Source organism: Autumnicola psychrophila, assembly GCF_031846645.1.
GTDB lineage: Bacteria > Bacteroidota > Bacteroidia > Flavobacteriales > Flavobacteriaceae > Autumnicola > Autumnicola psychrophila.
The window spans coordinates 32048-48870 of sequence record NZ_JAVRHN010000001.1 but is presented as its reverse complement, the minus strand read 5'-3'; the positions used below and the strand labels follow the sequence as shown (position 1 = coordinate 48870).

At 38.9% G+C, this 16823-nt stretch carries 15 protein-coding genes and 3 tRNA genes; 13 read left to right on the top strand and 5 right to left on the bottom strand.

What is annotated here, in order from left to right; all coding sequences use genetic code 11:
- Positions 1-20: 20 nt before the first annotated feature.
- Positions 21-1823: a T9SS type B sorting domain-containing protein gene (locus RM541_RS00185; protein WP_311498241.1), complete on the top strand. Its 1803-nt coding sequence runs from the start codon at positions 21-23 to the stop codon at positions 1821-1823.
- Between the two features lie 66 nt (positions 1824-1889).
- Here RM541_RS00185 and RM541_RS00180 read toward each other — a convergent pair whose 3' ends face one another.
- Both RM541_RS00180 and RM541_RS00175 read right to left on the bottom strand, forming a co-directional pair.
- The gene (locus RM541_RS00180) at positions 1890-3377 is read right to left on the bottom strand and encodes an OmpP1/FadL family transporter (RefSeq protein WP_311498240.1); all 1488 of its coding nucleotides are present in this window, start codon (positions 3375-3377) and stop codon (positions 1890-1892) included.
- Positions 3378-3470: 93 nt separating this feature from the next.
- The gene (locus RM541_RS00175; protein ID WP_311498239.1) at positions 3471-4634 is read right to left on the bottom strand and encodes a hypothetical protein; all 1164 of its coding nucleotides are present in this window, start codon (positions 4632-4634) and stop codon (positions 3471-3473) included.
- Positions 4635-4745: 111 nt separating this feature from the next.
- Between RM541_RS00175 and proS the strand changes: the two genes are divergently transcribed.
- From proS to rpsT, 4 genes are all read left to right on the top strand, one after another.
- Positions 4746-6224, top strand: a complete 1479-nt coding sequence (proS, locus tag RM541_RS00170) for a proline--tRNA ligase (protein ID WP_311498238.1) — start codon at positions 4746-4748, stop codon at positions 6222-6224.
- A 77-nt stretch (positions 6225-6301) separates the two neighbouring features.
- A tRNA-Glu gene (locus RM541_RS00165) sits at positions 6302-6373 on the top strand.
- 68 nt (positions 6374-6441) lie between these two features.
- A tRNA-Glu gene (locus RM541_RS00160) sits at positions 6442-6513 on the top strand.
- Between the two features lie 32 nt (positions 6514-6545).
- Positions 6546-6794, top strand: a complete 249-nt coding sequence (rpsT, locus tag RM541_RS00155) for a 30S ribosomal protein S20 (RefSeq protein ID WP_311498237.1) — start codon at positions 6546-6548, stop codon at positions 6792-6794.
- A gap of 260 nt (positions 6795-7054) precedes the next feature.
- On the opposite strand, the gene RM541_RS00150 is transcribed toward rpsT, so the two are convergent.
- Positions 7055-7543 carry a metallophosphoesterase family protein gene (locus RM541_RS00150; RefSeq protein WP_311498236.1) on the bottom strand — a complete coding sequence of 163 codons (489 nt, stop codon included), beginning with the start codon at positions 7541-7543 and terminating at the stop codon, positions 7055-7057.
- Positions 7544-7658: 115 nt separating this feature from the next.
- On the opposite strand from RM541_RS00150, the gene truA reads away from it, so the two are divergent.
- A complete protein-coding gene (gene truA, locus RM541_RS00145; RefSeq protein WP_311498235.1) occupies positions 7659-8402 on the top strand; it encodes a tRNA pseudouridine(38-40) synthase TruA in 744 nt (247 codons plus the stop codon).
- Entirely contained in the window at positions 8403-10169 is a 1767-nt protein-coding gene (locus RM541_RS00140) for an ABC transporter ATP-binding protein (protein ID WP_311498234.1), read from the top strand.
- Positions 10170-10247: 78 nt separating this feature from the next.
- Here RM541_RS00140 and cdaA read toward each other — a convergent pair whose 3' ends face one another.
- Together cdaA and folP are read right to left on the bottom strand one after the other, a co-directional pair.
- Complete coding sequence (gene cdaA / locus RM541_RS00135; protein WP_311498233.1) at positions 10248-11021, bottom strand: diadenylate cyclase CdaA; 774 nt, start codon at positions 11019-11021, stop codon at positions 10248-10250.
- A 37-nt stretch (positions 11022-11058) separates the two neighbouring features.
- Positions 11059-11883 carry a dihydropteroate synthase gene (gene folP, locus RM541_RS00130; protein WP_311498232.1) on the bottom strand — a complete coding sequence of 275 codons (825 nt, stop codon included), beginning with the start codon at positions 11881-11883 and terminating at the stop codon, positions 11059-11061.
- Between the two features lie 91 nt (positions 11884-11974).
- Between folP and RM541_RS00125 the strand changes: the two genes are divergently transcribed.
- The 6 genes from RM541_RS00125 (at position 11975) to RM541_RS00100 (ending at position 15847) form a co-directional block, all read left to right on the top strand.
- Positions 11975-12517, top strand: coding sequence for a DUF1599 domain-containing protein (locus RM541_RS00125; protein WP_311498649.1), 543 nt, complete (start codon positions 11975-11977; stop codon positions 12515-12517).
- Positions 12518-12533: 16 nt separating this feature from the next.
- Entirely contained in the window at positions 12534-13628 is a 1095-nt protein-coding gene (locus RM541_RS00120) for a BT_3928 family protein (RefSeq protein WP_311498231.1), read from the top strand.
- Positions 13629-13783: 155 nt separating this feature from the next.
- Positions 13784-14536, top strand: coding sequence for a triose-phosphate isomerase (tpiA, locus tag RM541_RS00115; RefSeq protein ID WP_311498230.1), 753 nt, complete (start codon positions 13784-13786; stop codon positions 14534-14536).
- A complete protein-coding gene (gene prmA / locus RM541_RS00110) occupies positions 14537-15379 on the top strand; it encodes a 50S ribosomal protein L11 methyltransferase (protein WP_311498229.1) in 843 nt (280 codons plus the stop codon).
- A 53-nt stretch (positions 15380-15432) separates the two neighbouring features.
- Positions 15433-15708, top strand: coding sequence for an ATP-dependent Clp protease adaptor ClpS (locus RM541_RS00105; RefSeq protein WP_311498228.1), 276 nt, complete (start codon positions 15433-15435; stop codon positions 15706-15708).
- Positions 15709-15773: 65 nt separating this feature from the next.
- Positions 15774-15847 (top strand) — tRNA-Arg (locus tag RM541_RS00100).
- Positions 15848-16823: the final 976 nt, after the last annotated feature.

The following is a 16823-nucleotide window of genomic DNA, read 5'->3' as shown; positions in this document are numbered from 1 at the left end:
TTGCGATATGCTTATTTTTTATGGCAAAATCCTACGGCCAGGGGAGCTTGTGTGAGGATGTTGAACCTTTTTGTGCGGGAGATCAGGAACTGGTTTTTCCAAATTCAAATTTTTCAAGTGGTTCTCTGGCCAATGGACAAGCAGGTCCATATTACGGATGCCTGCTTTCACAACCATACCCAGCCTGGTTTTATCTTCAGATAGAAAATTCAGGAAATCTTGAATTTAAAATTTCGCAATTTCAATATGAAAATGGTTCAGGAACAAATCTCGATGTAGATTTTGCCGTGTGGGGCCCTTTTAATGAAGATGAAGATTATTGTAATGATGCTGCTTTAAGCAGGGAGAACCTCATTGATTGTAGTTTTTCAGAATCAGCTGTAGAGGGTATGACTATTAACAACGCCAAGGCCGATGATATTTATATTGTTCTTATCACAAATTTTTCGGAGTCCCCGGGTTATATTAGCCTGCAGCAAACAAATTCTTCCCAGACGGGTGCTGGTGCGACAGATTGTAGTATTCTGGAGAGCACATTAGGAGATGATAGGATAGGTTGTGGTGAAGAGGAAGTTATTCTTGATGGCGAAACAGAGGGAGCGACAGATTATGAATGGTTTGTTTACAATGATGATTCTGCTACCTATGATCTTCTTCCGGGCAAAACCAGTCCTACTTTAAGTGTTTTGTCGAGCGGAAATTATAGAGTAGTAGTAACTAATTCTGAAGGTGATGAGACGTCAGAGGATGATGTAGACGTCACCTTTTATGATGAGCCTGTGGCTACTTTACCTGCAGATTTTGTGATCTGCTCGAAGGAAGGTGAGCCTGTAAATTTAACTGAAGCATCTGCACAAATTTTATCCGGTAATTCAAACCGGGAAAACTACAGTGTAAGATTCTATGATTCTGAAGCAGCAGGACAGGAAGATATACCGGTTAATTCTCCTGCAGCATACATTTGGGAAGAAGGCGAGGAAGTTTTTGCGCAAGTTGTAGGCGTAGAGAGTGGCTGCAGATCAGGTTTGGTTTCCTTTGGGTTTGATCAAACGGTTTTTCCTGAAGTAAATCTTGATGAAATAACTCAGGTTTGCCTGAACCCTAATGGAGATTTGCAAAGTGAAATAGTGATTGGGAGTGAACTGGGAACAGGATATTCTTATCAATGGAGGAATAATAGCGGAATAGTTTCTAATGAAGCCTTTCTCTCTTTTTCTGAAGTTCCGCCTTTACAGAGTTACAGGCTGCTCCTTACTGATAATGAAACCGGATGCAGCCGAAATTTTGAGACTGAATTCCGATATACTTCAGCACCTTCTGAAGTGCTTATTAATATTGAAGGTAATGATTTTACAGGTGGGACTATTGTAACGGCTGAAGCTATACAGGGTGTTGGCGAAGCAACAGAATATGAATACCAACTCGATGACGGAAGATGGCAATCTGGTGCCGTATTCCAGAATGTAAAGCCGGGAAATCATGTGGTTAGGGCAAGAGAAATCAATGGCTGCGGTATTACCAGTTCCGATGATTTTAGCATTGTAGGTTACATGCGTTTTTTCACACCAAATTCCGATGGTTATAACGACACCTGGACCTTGATTAATCAAAATGAAGAAAGCAATTTAGCAATAAGGGTCATTTATATCTTTGACCGGTATGGAAGGTTGTTGAAGCAGATATCTCCTTCAGGACCAGGATGGGATGGGACAACAAACGGAAAAGACCTTCCCGCTGATGATTACTGGTTTAAAATAATATTTGTGGATGAGCTTACCGGTAATAAAGGAGAATTCAGCGGTAATTTTAGTCTTGTAAGATAAAAAAGGGTCTAAAAAACAAGAGACAGCCTCACTTTTTTAGACCTTTTTTATCTTAAACTGTGTTAGTTATAAACCGAAGCTTAGGGAAATTACAAAATTAGAAATATCACGGTCGATATTTGCTGTGTTGGTGAATCCGACATTATATAATTCTCTGGATTCTGAATACTCTGTTTGGTTATAGGCAAGATCCAGTTTAACCGATCCAAAATTATATCCCAAACCTCCAGAGTATCCGGTTACTTCTCCTAAGTTGCTGTCATTATTATATGGACTTTCTTCAAAGCGATATCCGCCGCGTAAACTCCAGCCCTGGATTCTATATTCGCCACCAAGCCTGTAGCTTGAAGCTGCCTGAAAATTATTCGCAATGTCCTGGTTTTGTATACGGAAATCGGGATCATTTGTAGGTTGAAATTCCATCGTAGTGTAATCTTTATAAGAATAGTCAAAACTAACTAATCCACTGCCCCCGAATAGCACTGCAAGACTTCCAGTGTACTTGCCGGGGGTTTTTAGAGTATAATCCGGGTAGACATTCAGGACATCAGGATTGACTACGGTTGTGCCTTCCACATCATTATCCGTTTCCAGATATTGCATGCTTTCTTCTCTTATGTTATACCATGTAGGCGATTCGTAAGAAGCACCTAATCTTACACTTTTGTTTACTTTAGCAATGGCACCGAGCTGGAAAGAGAACCCATCACCAGTTGTGCTAAGATTATTCTCGAACTCGACATAAGTAGTATTACTGCCAGAATTGTTATTAAATTCAGTAAAAATCGAAGAACTCTCATAGTTTAAGAAGTGGCTGTTCAAATTTAACCCCAAATAAAGGAAATCCTGATACTGTGTTGCGAAATTAAAAGACAATTTCCCGTTCATCCCTGTCGATGCCATAGCGTAATTTTGAGAAAAACTACCCTCTGCAATAGCCGAGGTGTAAGAAGTATTGTCAAGATCTGTACTAACCGGATCTATAATATATCCTTGATATCCTAAAAATGCCTGTTGTGCACCATATCCTTCTATTTCTCCAAGATATAAGTAGTCCCTGTTTTCAAGTAAATCTAAAGGAAAACCTTCAGCATAGCCTAAAAAATATTCATCTATTGAAGCATTACTGGTTCCCTGGGCAATAAAGTTATCATCAAAGTTATTGGTTTCAGAGAAATTAATACCCAGAGTAAATTTTCTCCATGAATTGTCGTCGTTTCCCTGAAATACTAATACACCACCAGCCTGTGAAAAATTAAAGTCTGATCTTTCACTTGTAGTTAATCCATTGTAATAATTAACCGCATTTTCAGAGTTACGGTGATCCAGAGTAATGGTTGCAAAACTATTCAAAAAGACCGCAGAACCGGCGGGATTTATATTTAGTGCAGACATATCACCGCCAAGAGCACCAAAGGCTCCGCTCATAGCAAGGTAACGTGCTGTCCCGGTTAATTCTTCTGAAGAATATCTGTAAGCATCTGCAGTAGTTTGTCCTGCTACGTATGAGAGCGAGAGCAAGCCAATACAAATCGTTAAAAGTAACTTTTTCATAGTATGGAATTTTTTAAATAGGTATTACAAAAGACCTTACAGTCTTTTGCTGTAAGGTCGAATGTAAAAGAATTTTGATGAAATTATATTATCCTATCCTCTGCCTCCTCTTGAAGAAGAACGTCCTCCACCAGAACTTCTGGTGCCAGAACTACTTCTTCCTGAGCTGCTGGAGCTGCGTACACTTCCGCTGCTACTTCTTGTAGGGGTGGAAGATCTTGTTTGCGTACTTCTACTCCTGGTAGGGGAGGAGGATCTTTGGTAGGAATTATTTCTTCTTGATGATTCGGTATTTACTCTTACAGGAGTAGATCTGGTGGCACTTCTGCTATAGACGTTAGAGTCGTCACTAGAAGATCTTACAGATCTGCTGCGGGAACCGCTATAATCTGCAGATCTGTTATTTCTTATTTCCCTTATGCTTCGTGAATAAGAGGAGTTTCTTGAACGTGCTGTACTAACAGAAGAATTTCTCGTACTCCTGTCAGAATAAGATTGTCTTGAGCTTCTTCTTCCTTCGTTATAGGCAACATCGCGCCTGTTATCATATCGTCCGTAATATGGAGATCCATACCAGCCACGGTTAAAAATGCCACGATTGTAAATATAGGGATTGTAAAAACCGGAATAACCCCAGCCGTAGCCCATTCCGTAACCCATAAAAGGGTGTCCAAATCCCATTCCATAACCTCCCATAAATGGATGTCCAAATCCTGGTCCCCAGAAAGGATCCCATCCTCCCCAGTAGGGGTCTCCCCAAAATCCTCCATATCCGGCATACCCATATCCAAATCTGTTACCCCAGCCCCAACGGTAAGGATTCATAAATCCGCCATGCCAGCCATTATTATAAATGTTGACAGTATATTCATCAGGATCCCCTCCCCATGGTGCATAACCACCAGTGTAGGCGATAGAATCATCATAGTACTCTTCATCCTGACCTTCTGTAGAAGAATAAGATTCTACATCAGTAAATATGGCGCCGTTTTCCAGAACATCATTGTACATCTGAGATTTTTCAGCAAACATATTTTTATAATACTCACTGCTGTTATTGTTGTTTGGCTCTTCTATATAGCGATCTTGTCGACTTTCAGTCCTGCGGTCATAGCGAACATCAGGATTCGCATCACCATAAATGCCATCGTTGCCGTAACCTGTATATTCGTAAGAACCGCAGGATGCTAACAATAGCAAAAATACAGGGGCCATGAAGAAGGAAAACTGTCGATATTTCTTGTTATTGCGTATCATTAGCATTGTATTTTATTGTTGAACATTACAAAAATAGTTAGTTTTGCGCTAACTAACAGGGGATTTAACCTGTGTATAACAAACACAAGTTTTGTGCCAAATAACTGATTAATGGGGAAGAAACTAACTACCAGAAGTGAGGATTACTCAAGATGGTATAATGAATTGGTTGTAAAAGCCGATCTCGCAGAGAACTCGGCTGTGCGTGGCTGTATGGTTATAAAACCGTATGGATATGCGATATGGGAGAAGATGCAGGCTCAATTGGATAAAATGTTTAAGGAAACAGGGCATCAAAATGCTTATTTTCCGCTTTTTGTACCGAAAAGCCTTTTTGAAGCTGAAGAAAAAAATGCCGAAGGTTTTGCAAAGGAATGTGCGGTAGTAACGCATTATCGTCTAAAAAATAATCCCGACGAACCCGGAAAACTAATGGTAGATCCTGATGCAAAGCTGGATGAGGAGTTGGTAGTGAGACCTACTTCAGAAGCTATTATCTGGAACACCTATAAAAATTGGGTTCAATCCTATCGGGATTTGCCTATTCTCATTAACCAGTGGGCAAATGTTGTTCGATGGGAAATGAGAACAAGGTTATTCCTCCGTACGGCAGAATTTCTATGGCAGGAAGGACATACCGCACATGCTACAAAGCAGGAAGCTTTAGATGAGGCAATGCAGATGAATAATATTTACGCCACTTTTGCTGAAGAATTCATGGCTATTCCTGTAGTTAAAGGGAGTAAAACCGAAAATGAGCGATTTGCAGGTGCAGAAGAAACTTATTGTATTGAAGCTCTTATGCAGGATGGCAAAGCCTTACAGGCGGGAACTTCACATTTCCTGGGTCAGAATTTTGCAAAGGCATTTGATGTAAAATTTGCCTCTAAAGAGGGCGGGCTTGAGCATGTTTGGGCTACCTCCTGGGGAGTTTCTACAAGACTAATGGGTGCACTTATCATGACCCATAGTGATGATAACGGACTAGTTCTTCCTCCAAACCTTGCACCGATACAGGTGGTGATTGTGCCAATATATAAAAGTGACGACCAATTGGATCAAATTTCTGAAGTAGCCAATCAATTAGCTTCAGATTTAAGAGCTAAAGGTATTTCTGTGAAATATGATGATCGTGACACGCAAAAGCCGGGGTGGAAATTTGCCCAATATGAGCTTCAGGGTGTGCCGGTGCGGCTGGCTATTGGCCCAAAGGATATAGAGAAAGGAACAGTGGAACTTGCCAGAAGAGATCTTCTTACCAAAGAATTTGTAAACCAGGATGAGGTTGTAGAAAAGGTAAGCGGGTTAATGACAGAGATGCAGAATGCTTTATTTGAAAAAGCTAAGTCCTTTAGGGATTCTCATATTACTGAAGTAGATTCTTTCGATGAGTTTAAAAAAGTTTTAAAAGAAAAAGGAGGTTTTATTTCCGCTCATTGGGATGGATCACCAGAGACAGAAAACAAAATAAAGGAGTTCACAAAAGCCACAATACGCTGTGTGCCATTCAATAAGGAAAAAGAAGAGGGGAGTTGTGTATTGACAGGAAAACCTTCTTCCCAGCGAGTACTATTTGCAAAGGCGTATTAAATTTTGAATTTTTTTTGTTTGACATTTGCGCCATTCAAAAATAGTTGTATTTTTGCATCCGCAATTAAACAAAAAACGGTCCGTTCGTCTAGGGGTTAGGACGCCAGGTTTTCATCCTGGTAACAGGGGTTCGATTCCCCTACGGACTACAAGAGGTACAAGAATAATTATTTGTACAGAGGCAGACCTTAAAAGGTCGATATTTGAAATAATTTATGGTCCGTTCGTCTAGGGGTTAGGACGCCAGGTTTTCATCCTGGTAACAGGGGTTCGATTCCCCTACGGACTACTTTTAAGAAAATAATTTAAACAGAATTTGTAATGGCAAATCACAAGTCATCGTTAAAGAGGATACGTAGTAATGAGGCTAAGCGTCTTAGAAACCGTTACCAGCACAAAACTACAAGGAATGCTATCAAGAAGTTGAAAGAAGCTGATAAGCAGGAAGCTGAAGCATTATTGCCTTCTGTAGTATCTATGGTAGATAAATTAGCGAAGAAAAATATTATACATGACAATAAAGCGTCAAATCTTAAGTCTCAATTGACTAAACATGTAGCTGCGCTTTAAATTTTACCAGTGTTCAATTTATAGGGAATGCTTTCTGTGAAAACAGAAAGCATTTTTTTATTCTGTATGGGTAAATACTCCGATACTTAAAAAGATTCTGCTGATGCGTTTGTACTTCTATTGATAAAATAATTTAGAACAGATCTGTAGTGTACCGTAAAAGTGTTGGCAACGGTATATAATGCCTTATCAAGATTTAATAATTGCCATTTTAAAACATTATTAAACTTTATCTATTGAAGTTTTTTTAGCAAATGCTTTTATTTCAGTTCAATAACCTCAAGATCAAAAATTTTATCTTTTTCGATTTTAAACCGAAGCATTGTTCTTTTCTTATGGAATCCCTGTTTGCCTGCGGCTCCGGGATTCATGTGAAGCAGTCCAAGTTTCTTGTCGTTCATTACTTTCAGGATGTGGGAATGTCCGCAGATAAATAATTTTGGCGGATTCCTTTTTATTTCCTCTTTTACTGCGGGGGAGTATTTTTTAGGATAACCACCTATATGTGTGATCCATACATCTACATCTTCGCACATAAAGCGCTGGTTCAATGGAAACTCTTTTCGTACTTCGGCATTATCAATATTTCCGTATACAGCAACGATTGGTTTTATTTTTTTAAGTTCATCAGTAACTCCTACATTTCCTATATCTCCTGCGTGCCATATTTCATCGGCCTCACCGGCATAATGGAGGATTCTAACGTCTATATGATTGTGGGTGTCGCTTAGCAAAAGTATTTTTTTCAAACCGGGATTAATTAAGATTATTTATTCATTTAGAAAGCTAAAGCTTTGGGGGATTACAGCTGTAATAATTGCCTTATCTTTGCATTTCGCTAATGTAAAAAATAATATTTTTAGGTTGAGGTATTTCTTGGAACTGGCTTATTTGGGAACTGCATATCACGGCTGGCAAAGGCAACCGAATGCTCTTTCTGTCCAGGAAAAAATTGAAGAGGTTTTAACACGGCTGCTTCAGGTAAATGTTGAAATTGTTGGTGCGGGAAGAACAGATGCCGGTGTGCATGCAAAACAATTATTCGCTCATTTTGATGCTGAAGAAATTCTGAATACTGAGGAAATCAGGTTTAAAATGAATTCAATGCTTCCGAAGGATATAGCGATAATTGACATTTTTGAGGTGCGACCAGATGCACATGCGCGTTTTGATGCTTTGAGCAGAAGTTATGAATATCAAATTATTCAGCATAAAAATCCGTTTGTAATGGATCAGACTTTTTACTTAAAAAAGGAATTGAATATAGCAAAAATGAATGAAGCGGCAGAAATTTTAAACACATATACCAATTTTAAGTGTTTTTCAAAATCGAGAACCGATGTAAAGACTTATAATTGTAAAATTAAGTCGGCAGTTTGGAAAAAATCCGGAGATATGTTGGTTTTTCATATTACTGCCGACAGATTCCTACGGAATATGGTTCGTGCCATTGTGGGCACTTTATTGGAGATTGGACAGGGGAAAAGTTCCGTAGACAATCTGCATCAAATAATAAAAAGTGAAGACCGGGGAAGGGCAGGAACCTCAGTCCCGGCACAAGGTTTGTTTTTAACCGAGATAAAATATCCCAAAATAGCAGTAGCGTAAATGGCGTCAAAAACAGGAAATGCTTTCGATTTTAATTTATTTAAGCGCTTGCTTAAGTATACAGATCCTTATAAAAAGACTTTTTATCTTGTAGGGGTTGCTGCTGTACTTCTTTCTGTAGCTTCTGTTTTACGGCCGTATTTATTAAAAGTAACAATAGACCAGGCAATAGTTCCGCAGGATTATAGCGAGCTTCTTTACTATATTCTGCTTATGAGCGGTGTCTTACTCGCCGAAGTACTTTTTCAGTTTGGATTTATATATTTTGCTAACTGGCTGGGACAGGAAGTAGTAAGAGATTTAAGGGTAAACCTTTTTGAGCATATGCTTCAGTTTAAAATGAAGTATTTCGATAAATCTGCCGTTGGGAGGCTGGTTACCCGTGCCGTTAGTGATATCGAGACCATTGCCAGTATTTTTAGTCAGGGGCTTTTCATGATCATTAGTGATTTATTAAAAATGCTAGTGATCCTGGGAGTAATGTTCTATCAAAGCTGGCAACTGACTTTGCTTGTTCTTACCGTGCTTCCGTTTATCATGTATGCGACACGTGTTTTTCAGAAGAAAATGAAGATTGCTTTTGAAGAAGTGAGAACTCAGGTTGCTAACCTAAATACTTTTGTGCAGGAGCGTATCACGGGGATGAAAATCGTTCAGCTTTTTACCCGTGAAAAAGAGGAGTACGAAAACTTTAAAAATATTAATAATAAGCACCGGAAGGCCTGGGTAAAAACCGTATGGTACAACTCGATTTTCTTCCCAATTGCCGAAATGTCTACTTCTATTACCATTGGTTTAATCGTGTGGTTCGGTGGACTGCGTGCTATAGAAAGTGATGCGATTAGCCTTGGGGTAATTATCATGTTTATAGAATTGTCCCAGATGTTGTTTAAGCCGCTGCGGCAAATTGCAGATAAGTTCAATACTTTGCAGATGGGAATGGTGGCTGCAAACCGTGTTTTTGGGGTGCTGGATACCAAATCTACTATTAAGGATGAAGGGACAAAAGAAGTTCAGGATTTAAGGGGGGATATTGAATTTAAAGAGGTGCGCTTCTCTTATGTTGATGATGAAGAGGTGTTAAAAGGAGTCTCTTTTAAAGCTAATGCCGGGGAAACCATTGCTATTGTTGGTGCAACAGGTGCAGGCAAGTCTACAGTTATTAATTTGCTGAACAGGTTTTACGAAATTAATGGCGGGCAAATTTGTATTGACGGACTGGATATTAATGAAATCAAATTGAAATCCCTAAGATCGCAAATTGCGGTGGTGCTTCAGAATGTATTCCTGTTTGCAGATACTATTATGAATAATATCACGCTGGAAAATCCCAACATTACTGAAGAAGATGTTATAAATGCTGCAAAACGTATAGGTATCCATGAGTTTATAGAAACACTTCCAAATGGCTATTATTACAATGTAAAAGAAAGAGGAGCAATGCTTTCTTCAGGACAGCGCCAGCTTATTGCATTTCTTCGTGCCTATGTGAGTAATCCAAGTATACTTGTGCTGGATGAGGCCACTTCTTCTGTAGACTCTTATAGCGAGCAGTTAATCCAGGATGCAACAGATAAGATTACCCAGGGAAGAACTTCTATTGTAATCGCTCACAGGCTGGCAACGATCAAAAAAGCCGATAAAATTATGGTAATGGAAGCGGGCGAAATCGTGGAAATGGGAACTCATCAGGAATTGCTACAAAAGGAGAGCGGGTATTATAAGAACCTGTACGAGGTCCAATTTAAAGCGGAAGAGGCGGTTTGATCCAGTACTAATTCCGGAAAAAGAATAAAGAACGCTACGCTGCAAGAATCAAGAGCAAACACGTAATTTTTTGCTAGTTTAAGAAAGATCTTCCTTTAGTTTTTCAATAAGTTCGTTGTTTGTTTCGAACATTACAAACTCCCCATCTTTTATATAAGAAATTTGTCCGGTTTCTTCGCTCACTACAAGAGCAAGGGCGTCGGTTTTTTCAGTAATACCAACTGCGGCACGGTGGCGCAAACCAAAGCGAAGCGGGATAGAACGGTCGTTGGAGACTGGAAGAATTACACGGGTTGCCGTGATTTTGTTGTCTTCAATAACAATTGCACCATCATGAAGCGTACTGTTTTTATAAAAAATTGACTGGAGTATTGGCTGGTTGAGCTTTATATCCATATCGTCCCCGGAATTTTTTACAAAATCCAGGCTGGTACTTTTCTGAATCACGATTAAAGCGCCGGTAAGGCTTTTGCCCATTGCTTCACAGGCCTTTACAATAGCTTCTACATTTGTACTTGTTTCTTCATCGTCCCTGGAAAAGCGCCAGTTCCTGAAAATCCTGTTGTTATGGGTAAAATTTGTAGAACCTATCATTAGCAAGAATTTCCTGATTTCCTGCTGAAAAACCACAATAAGGGCGAACATTCCCACGCCAATAAATTCTCCCAGCACATTGCTTAAAAGCTCCATTTGAAGAAGCTGGGTGAGCCACCAGCCAAGATAAATAATCACGATCCCCAGGAAGATATTTACCGCCACTGTTCCCCTAACGAGTTTGTATAAATAATAGAGTAGGAGTGCAACAAAAACAATATCTACGATATCGAGAATACGAAGATCAAGAATGTTCAATTTTGTCTGGGTTTTTGTAAAAATATGAAATATACAACTACTTTTTAATACGCGAGAGCAATTTCACACATTCGGCGGCTTCTTTTACATCGTGAACACGCAATATATTCGCCCCTTTTTGAATAGAAATAGTGTTTAAAACTGTTGTTCCGTTTAAAGCATTTTCTGCAGTGGTATTAAAGGTTTTGTAAATTAGTGATTTTCGTGAAAGACCTGCCAAAATTGGCAATTCAAGTATTTTGAAGGCTTCAAGATTGGATAAGAGGTCAAAATTTTGCTGAATATTCTTTGCAAAACCGAATCCGGGGTCAATGATGAGGTCATTTATGCCTAAATCACGTGCCTTTTTTACTTTTTCTGAAAAATAAAGCAGAATTTCCTGAATTAGATCGTCATATTGATTCATTTCCTTCATGTTTTGCGGTGTCCCCTTCATATGCATCATAATATAAGGCACCTGAAATTTGGCAATTATCGGCATCATATCTTTATCGAGGCTGCCTGCAGAAATATCGTTAATAATGTGAGCACCCGCTTTAATTGATTCTTCGGCTACTTTACTGCGGAAGGTGTCTATGGAAAGAATTGCATCGGGAAAATTCTTCAGAAGTAGTTCAATTACCGGAATTACACGTTTAATTTCAGCTTCAACTGAAATATCTTTGGCTCCGGGGCGGCTGCTGTAGCCTCCAATATCGAGAAAATCTGCACCTTCATTGAGCATTTGTTCTGCTTTCTTCAGAATATCCTTTTCGGTTTCGGTACGGCTTCCGGAGAAAAATGAGTCGGGCGTAATATTAATTATCCCCATAATTTTGGGTGCTGAAAGGTCGATGAGGTTTCCCCTGCAGTTTATTGTCATTTTTATATATTTAGCCTGTGTAGAACGGAATGAAATTAACTTTGACTAATCGGAATATTTGCCCGAAATTTACGCAAATTACTACTCTTTTATGCAGGATACTTCGAAACAATATGATGAGGTGGTGGAAACCTGCCGCAGCCTTTTTGTAAATAAAATGAAAGATTACGGAAGTGCCTGGCGCATTTTAAGATTGCCTTCTCTTACCGACCAGATTTTTATAAAGGCTCAAAGGATTAGGAAACTTCAGGAAAACGGAGTGCGCAAAGTAGATGAAGATGAAAAAACTGAATTTATCGGGATCATAAATTATTCGGTTATGGCCCTTGTGCAGTTGGAGAAAGGAATTGCAGAACAACCCGATTTGGAAGCTGATGAAGCTGCTGTCTTATACGATGAAAAAATTTCGGAGACTAAGGCTTTAATGATGAACAAAAACCACGATTATGGCGAGGCCTGGCGTGATATGCGCATTAGTTCCCTCACAGATCTTATTCTGCAAAAGCTGCTAAGGGTCAAACAAATTGAGGATAATAAAGGAAAAACGCTGGTGAGCGAAGGTATAGATGCCAATTACCAGGATATGATTAATTATTCGGTTTTTGCGCTTATTTTGATGCAGGAAGCGGAGTAGCATAAAAGCAAATTACATGAAATTACTAGTAGGAATCGCCCGGGTGGTGGTAGGTGTTTTATTTATTTTTTCAGGATTTATAAAACTTAATGACCCCGTTGGGTTCTCTTTTAAACTGCAGGAATATTTTAGTCAGGGCGTTCTAAATATTGAAGTGCTTATTCCGTTTGCGTTGGTCATTGCGATCCTTCTTGTGGTTTTCGAGCTGGTGCTGGGAATTATGCTGCTTATTGGTTACCTGCCAAAATTTACGACCTGGAGCCTGCTCCTTATGATCGTCTTTTTTACGTTCCTCACCTTTTATTCGGCATATTTCAATAAGGTAACCGACTGTGGTTGCTTTGGAGATGCTATTCCGTTAACTCCGTGGCAGTCTTTTATAAAAGATGTGATCCTACTTGTCCTTATTGTATTCTTATTTGTTAAACGCAAACTGATAACACCGGTTTTTGCACCGGCATCACATAGATGGATTATTTTCCTGTCATTTATGCTGAGTTTTATTTTCTGCTATCATGTGCTAATGCACCTTCCGGTCTTCGATTTCAGGGCCTATAAAATTGGCGCGAATATTCAGGATGGGATGAAAGTTCCTGAAGGTGCGCCGGAGGCGGTTTATGATTATAACTGGAAATTCATTCATCAGGGAGAAGAAGTAGTAATTACCACTAACGGGCAATATCCACAGCAGGAGGGAGAATTTATTGGAGTGGAAACAGAAATTGTGCAGGAGGGTTACGAGCCGCCAATCCACGACTTCTATATTCAGAAAGACGGGGAGAATTTTACTTCAGAAATACTGGAAGCAGAAAAAGTCTTTTTTATAGTAGCTTATAATCTTAGAAGCACAGAACTTGATGGATACGCGGCCGTTAAGCAACTAAGCGACGAAGCTTTAGAAAAAGGTTATAAAGTTGTGGGAGTGACTTCTTCCGGAGAGGAACTTCAGCAGCAAATAAGTGAAAAATATAACCTGAATTTTGAGTTCTACCAGGGAGACGAAACTGCATTGAAAACCATTGTGCGTTCCAATCCCGGGTTGCTGGTTTTGAGAAAGGGCACAATTACCCAGAAGAAGCATTGGTTTGATGCGGCCGATATAGATTTATAAATCAAATGCAGATTCTGATAAAATATTGATAAAAAGAATAGCTTAAATGCAAAGCCTTGTGCTTATGTTTTTTCTTATCGATATATTTGTGAAATTAAGGAAAACTGAAGATAACTAAGTCCAATTTATCCTAAAAAGGATTTAACCAAAATATTATGAGAAAACAAATAGTAGCAGGAAACTGGAAAATGAATAACGATCTTGCTGAAACGCAGGAACTTATTTCCCATATTAAAATGCAATTGGTTAAAGAACCTGAAGCAGAAATAATGGTAGCCCCCTCTTTTACTAATCTTTACAGCACATTTGAAGCTTTAAAAGATACACCTATAAAAGTGGCGGCTCAAAACATGCACCAGAGTAAAAGCGGTGCTTTTACTGGAGAAATTTCTGCATCTATGCTTAAAAGTATTGGTGTTACTACTGTTATTTTAGGGCATAGCGAACGTAGAGCACATTTTCATGAAACGAATGAAATTCTTGCAGAGAAAGTGAATACGGCTATAGAGAATGATATGGAAGTGATTTTCTGTTTTGGAGAAGAACTTCAGGACCGTAAAGGTGATAAGCATTTCGAAGTGGTAGAAAAGCAACTTAAGGAAAGTCTATACCAGATTTCTGAAGATGCATGGAGTAAGGTTATTCTTGCGTATGAGCCGGTTTGGGCGATTGGTACGGGAGAGACTGCTTCTCCTGAACAGGCACAGGAAATGCATGCTTTTATTAGAAAAAATATTGCTGAAAACTTTAGCGAAGAAATTGCAGAGAATGTATCAATCCTTTACGGCGGAAGTGTAAAGCCGAATAATGCAAAAGAAATTTTCGCCAAAAAAGACGTGGATGGCGGACTTATTGGCGGGGCAAGCCTTAAGGCGACTGATTTTATTGCACTGGTAAACTCTTTCTAAATGGCATCAAATTATCTTGAATTCATATTCACAATAGATCCTGTCCAGCCGGCTTCAGAAATTCTGATAGCCGAGCTGGGCTATCTTGGGTTCGAGAGTTTTATTGAAAATGAAGATGGTATCACTGCCTATATTCCTGCAGAAGAGTTTGAAGAAGATATCTTTGCAGGCGTACATATATTACAGTTAGAAGAATTTCAAATCACCTACTCCCGGGAAGAAATTGAACGTGAAAACTGGAATGAAGAATGGGAAAAGAATTTTAGTCCGATAATTGTGGATGATATTTGCAGTGTGCGGGCGCCCTTTCATCCAAAACCAGATACTAATTATGATATTGTAATAGAGCCAAAAATGTCATTTGGCACTGGACATCATGCCACTACCCATATGATGATAAAGCTCATTCTGGAAAATGAATGGAAAGGTAAATCTGTTCTTGACATGGGCTGCGGCACGGGTGTACTGGCTATTTTGGCGGCCATGAAGGGAGCAGATAAAATAGATGCTGTAGATATTGATAATTGGTGTTACCTGAATACTCTGGAAAACATTCAGCGGAACGATTGTGAACATATTAATGTAGAAGAAGGTGGGGCAGAACTTCTGGGAAATAAAAAGTACGACCGAATTATTGCAAATATCAACAGAAATATACTTTTGGAGGACCTGCCAGTTTATGTCAAATCCTTAAATTCTGAAGGAGAGCTTTATCTAAGTGGCTTTTATACTGAAGATCTTAAGGTGATCGCGGAAACCTGTGAAGGTTTAGGATTAATCTACGTCAACCATGTAGAAAAGAATAATTGGGTGGCTGTAAAGTTTTCACTGCGAGATTTTTAGATGGAATGTGTATATTTGCACCTTAAATCTTTTTACTTAATAACAGATTGAAGATGAGCACGCAAGAAGAAGTTTTAGAAAAGCGAAGTACAAAAACAAAGACCCAAAAGGAGAATGAGATTGTACTTTATAATGACGACTATAACACTTTTGATCATGTAATTGAAACGCTGATCTATACCTGTGACCACACTCCCGAGCAGGCAGAGCAATGTTCTCTTTTGGTTCATTATAAGGGGAAATGTACAGTTAAGACCGGGCCTTACGATGATTTGGAGCCAAGGTGCTCCAAAATTCTGGATGCCGGTTTAAGTGCAGAAATAGTTTGATTTAAAAAATGTCATTTATTCTTTTTCAGAAATTAAAATAAACTATATATTTGCACCCGCAAAAAGGCCTTGTGGCGCAACTGAATAGCGCACCTGATTACGGCTCAGGAGGTTCCAGGTTTGAATCCTGGCAAGGTCACTAAAGCTAATGTCAATTAGCACCAAAACCGCGCAAATCTTATGATTAGCGCGGTTTTTTAGGTTTTGGGGAATCATTTAATTTGATTCGTTTTGATTTATCAAGGGATTGTAATTGGTAGCCAGGGAGAACCAAACCACAAGATTTCCATTTTCGAACCTGTGGGATTTAGGATTTTCTCTCACGTTTCCAATTAACTGCACTTAGTTTCTAAGCGTTTTCATAATGGTAAGATTTAGGTTTATAATTGATTTTTAATTTACTTATTGTATCCTGAACGTTTTCCTTTTTTTGATGCAATACAGTTGCAAAATTTAGAATTAGGGAGGACTTATAAATAGGGAGTGTAGGGACCGGCTTTTGCAGTCCGGACTAACTTCTAAATTTTGATATTTCGCATCACAAAAAAAGGTAGTGGCAGTGAAGGCCTGGCAGGAGTTCTAATGGGAAAAGGAAGAATACAAACAGAAGCAGGAAGCGGAATTAAAATAAAACATGGGAATTCACTTTGGCGGACTTAAGTGGAAAAGCATAGCCCGGGGTAAGAGGAAAGGTACTTGTATTCTAGATGTACAGAGCACGTCATTTATAAATAATCTATTACTATTTCACTTCTGTCCGGGATCATATACAACAAAGCGCTGCTCCCTGGAGGAACGGAAGGGAGTGTTGTAGTGAGGAAGATTTTAATTTAAGGCTTTAATATTTTTATTTTTTCATATTAGCTATTAAATGGTTTTCATAGAAGAATTAAGCAGTCTCTTGTGCCATTTAAAAGCATTTAAGTGGCTTCTTCTATTTTAAATTTATCAACGAAAATTTCATTTCGAATAAAAAAACCTCTTTCTTTGTTAAGAGATATTTAACTTTACTGTCCAATTTTAACCAGCCATTCTATTTCTAAAGGAGGGGTACTACGTGCTGAAAAATTATTTCTTTTATATAGTTTTTATTTTCATTTGGAATGTTGCTCAGG

Bases quoted from the DNA above. Each gene is read 5' to 3' on its own strand.
- RM541_RS00120 (WP_311498231.1), top strand. From the start codon at position 12,534: ATGAAATTACTAGTAGGAATCGCCCGGGTGGTGGTAGGTGTTTTATTT.
- tpiA (WP_311498230.1), top strand. From the start codon at position 13,784: ATGAGAAAACAAATAGTAGCAGGAAACTGGAAAATGAATAACGATCTT.
- rpsT (WP_311498237.1), top strand. From the start codon at position 6,546: ATGGCAAATCACAAGTCATCGTTAAAGAGGATACGTAGTAATGAGGCT.
- folP (WP_311498232.1), bottom strand. From the start codon at position 11,883: ATGACAATAAACTGCAGGGGAAACCTCATCGACCTTTCAGCACCCAAA.
- RM541_RS00105 (WP_311498228.1), top strand. From the start codon at position 15,433: ATGAGCACGCAAGAAGAAGTTTTAGAAAAGCGAAGTACAAAAACAAAG.
- proS (WP_311498238.1), top strand. From the start codon at position 4,746: ATGGGGAAGAAACTAACTACCAGAAGTGAGGATTACTCAAGATGGTAT.
- RM541_RS00180 (WP_311498240.1), bottom strand. From the start codon at position 3,377: ATGAAAAAGTTACTTTTAACGATTTGTATTGGCTTGCTCTCGCTCTCA.
- RM541_RS00185 (WP_311498241.1), top strand. From the start codon at position 21: ATGGCAAAATCCTACGGCCAGGGGAGCTTGTGTGAGGATGTTGAACCT.
- RM541_RS00125 (WP_311498649.1), top strand. From the start codon at position 11,975: ATGCAGGATACTTCGAAACAATATGATGAGGTGGTGGAAACCTGCCGC.
- prmA (WP_311498229.1), top strand. From the start codon at position 14,537: ATGGCATCAAATTATCTTGAATTCATATTCACAATAGATCCTGTCCAG.
- RM541_RS00140 (WP_311498234.1), top strand. From the start codon at position 8,403: ATGGCGTCAAAAACAGGAAATGCTTTCGATTTTAATTTATTTAAGCGC.
- RM541_RS00175 (WP_311498239.1), bottom strand. From the start codon at position 4,634: ATGATACGCAATAACAAGAAATATCGACAGTTTTCCTTCTTCATGGCC.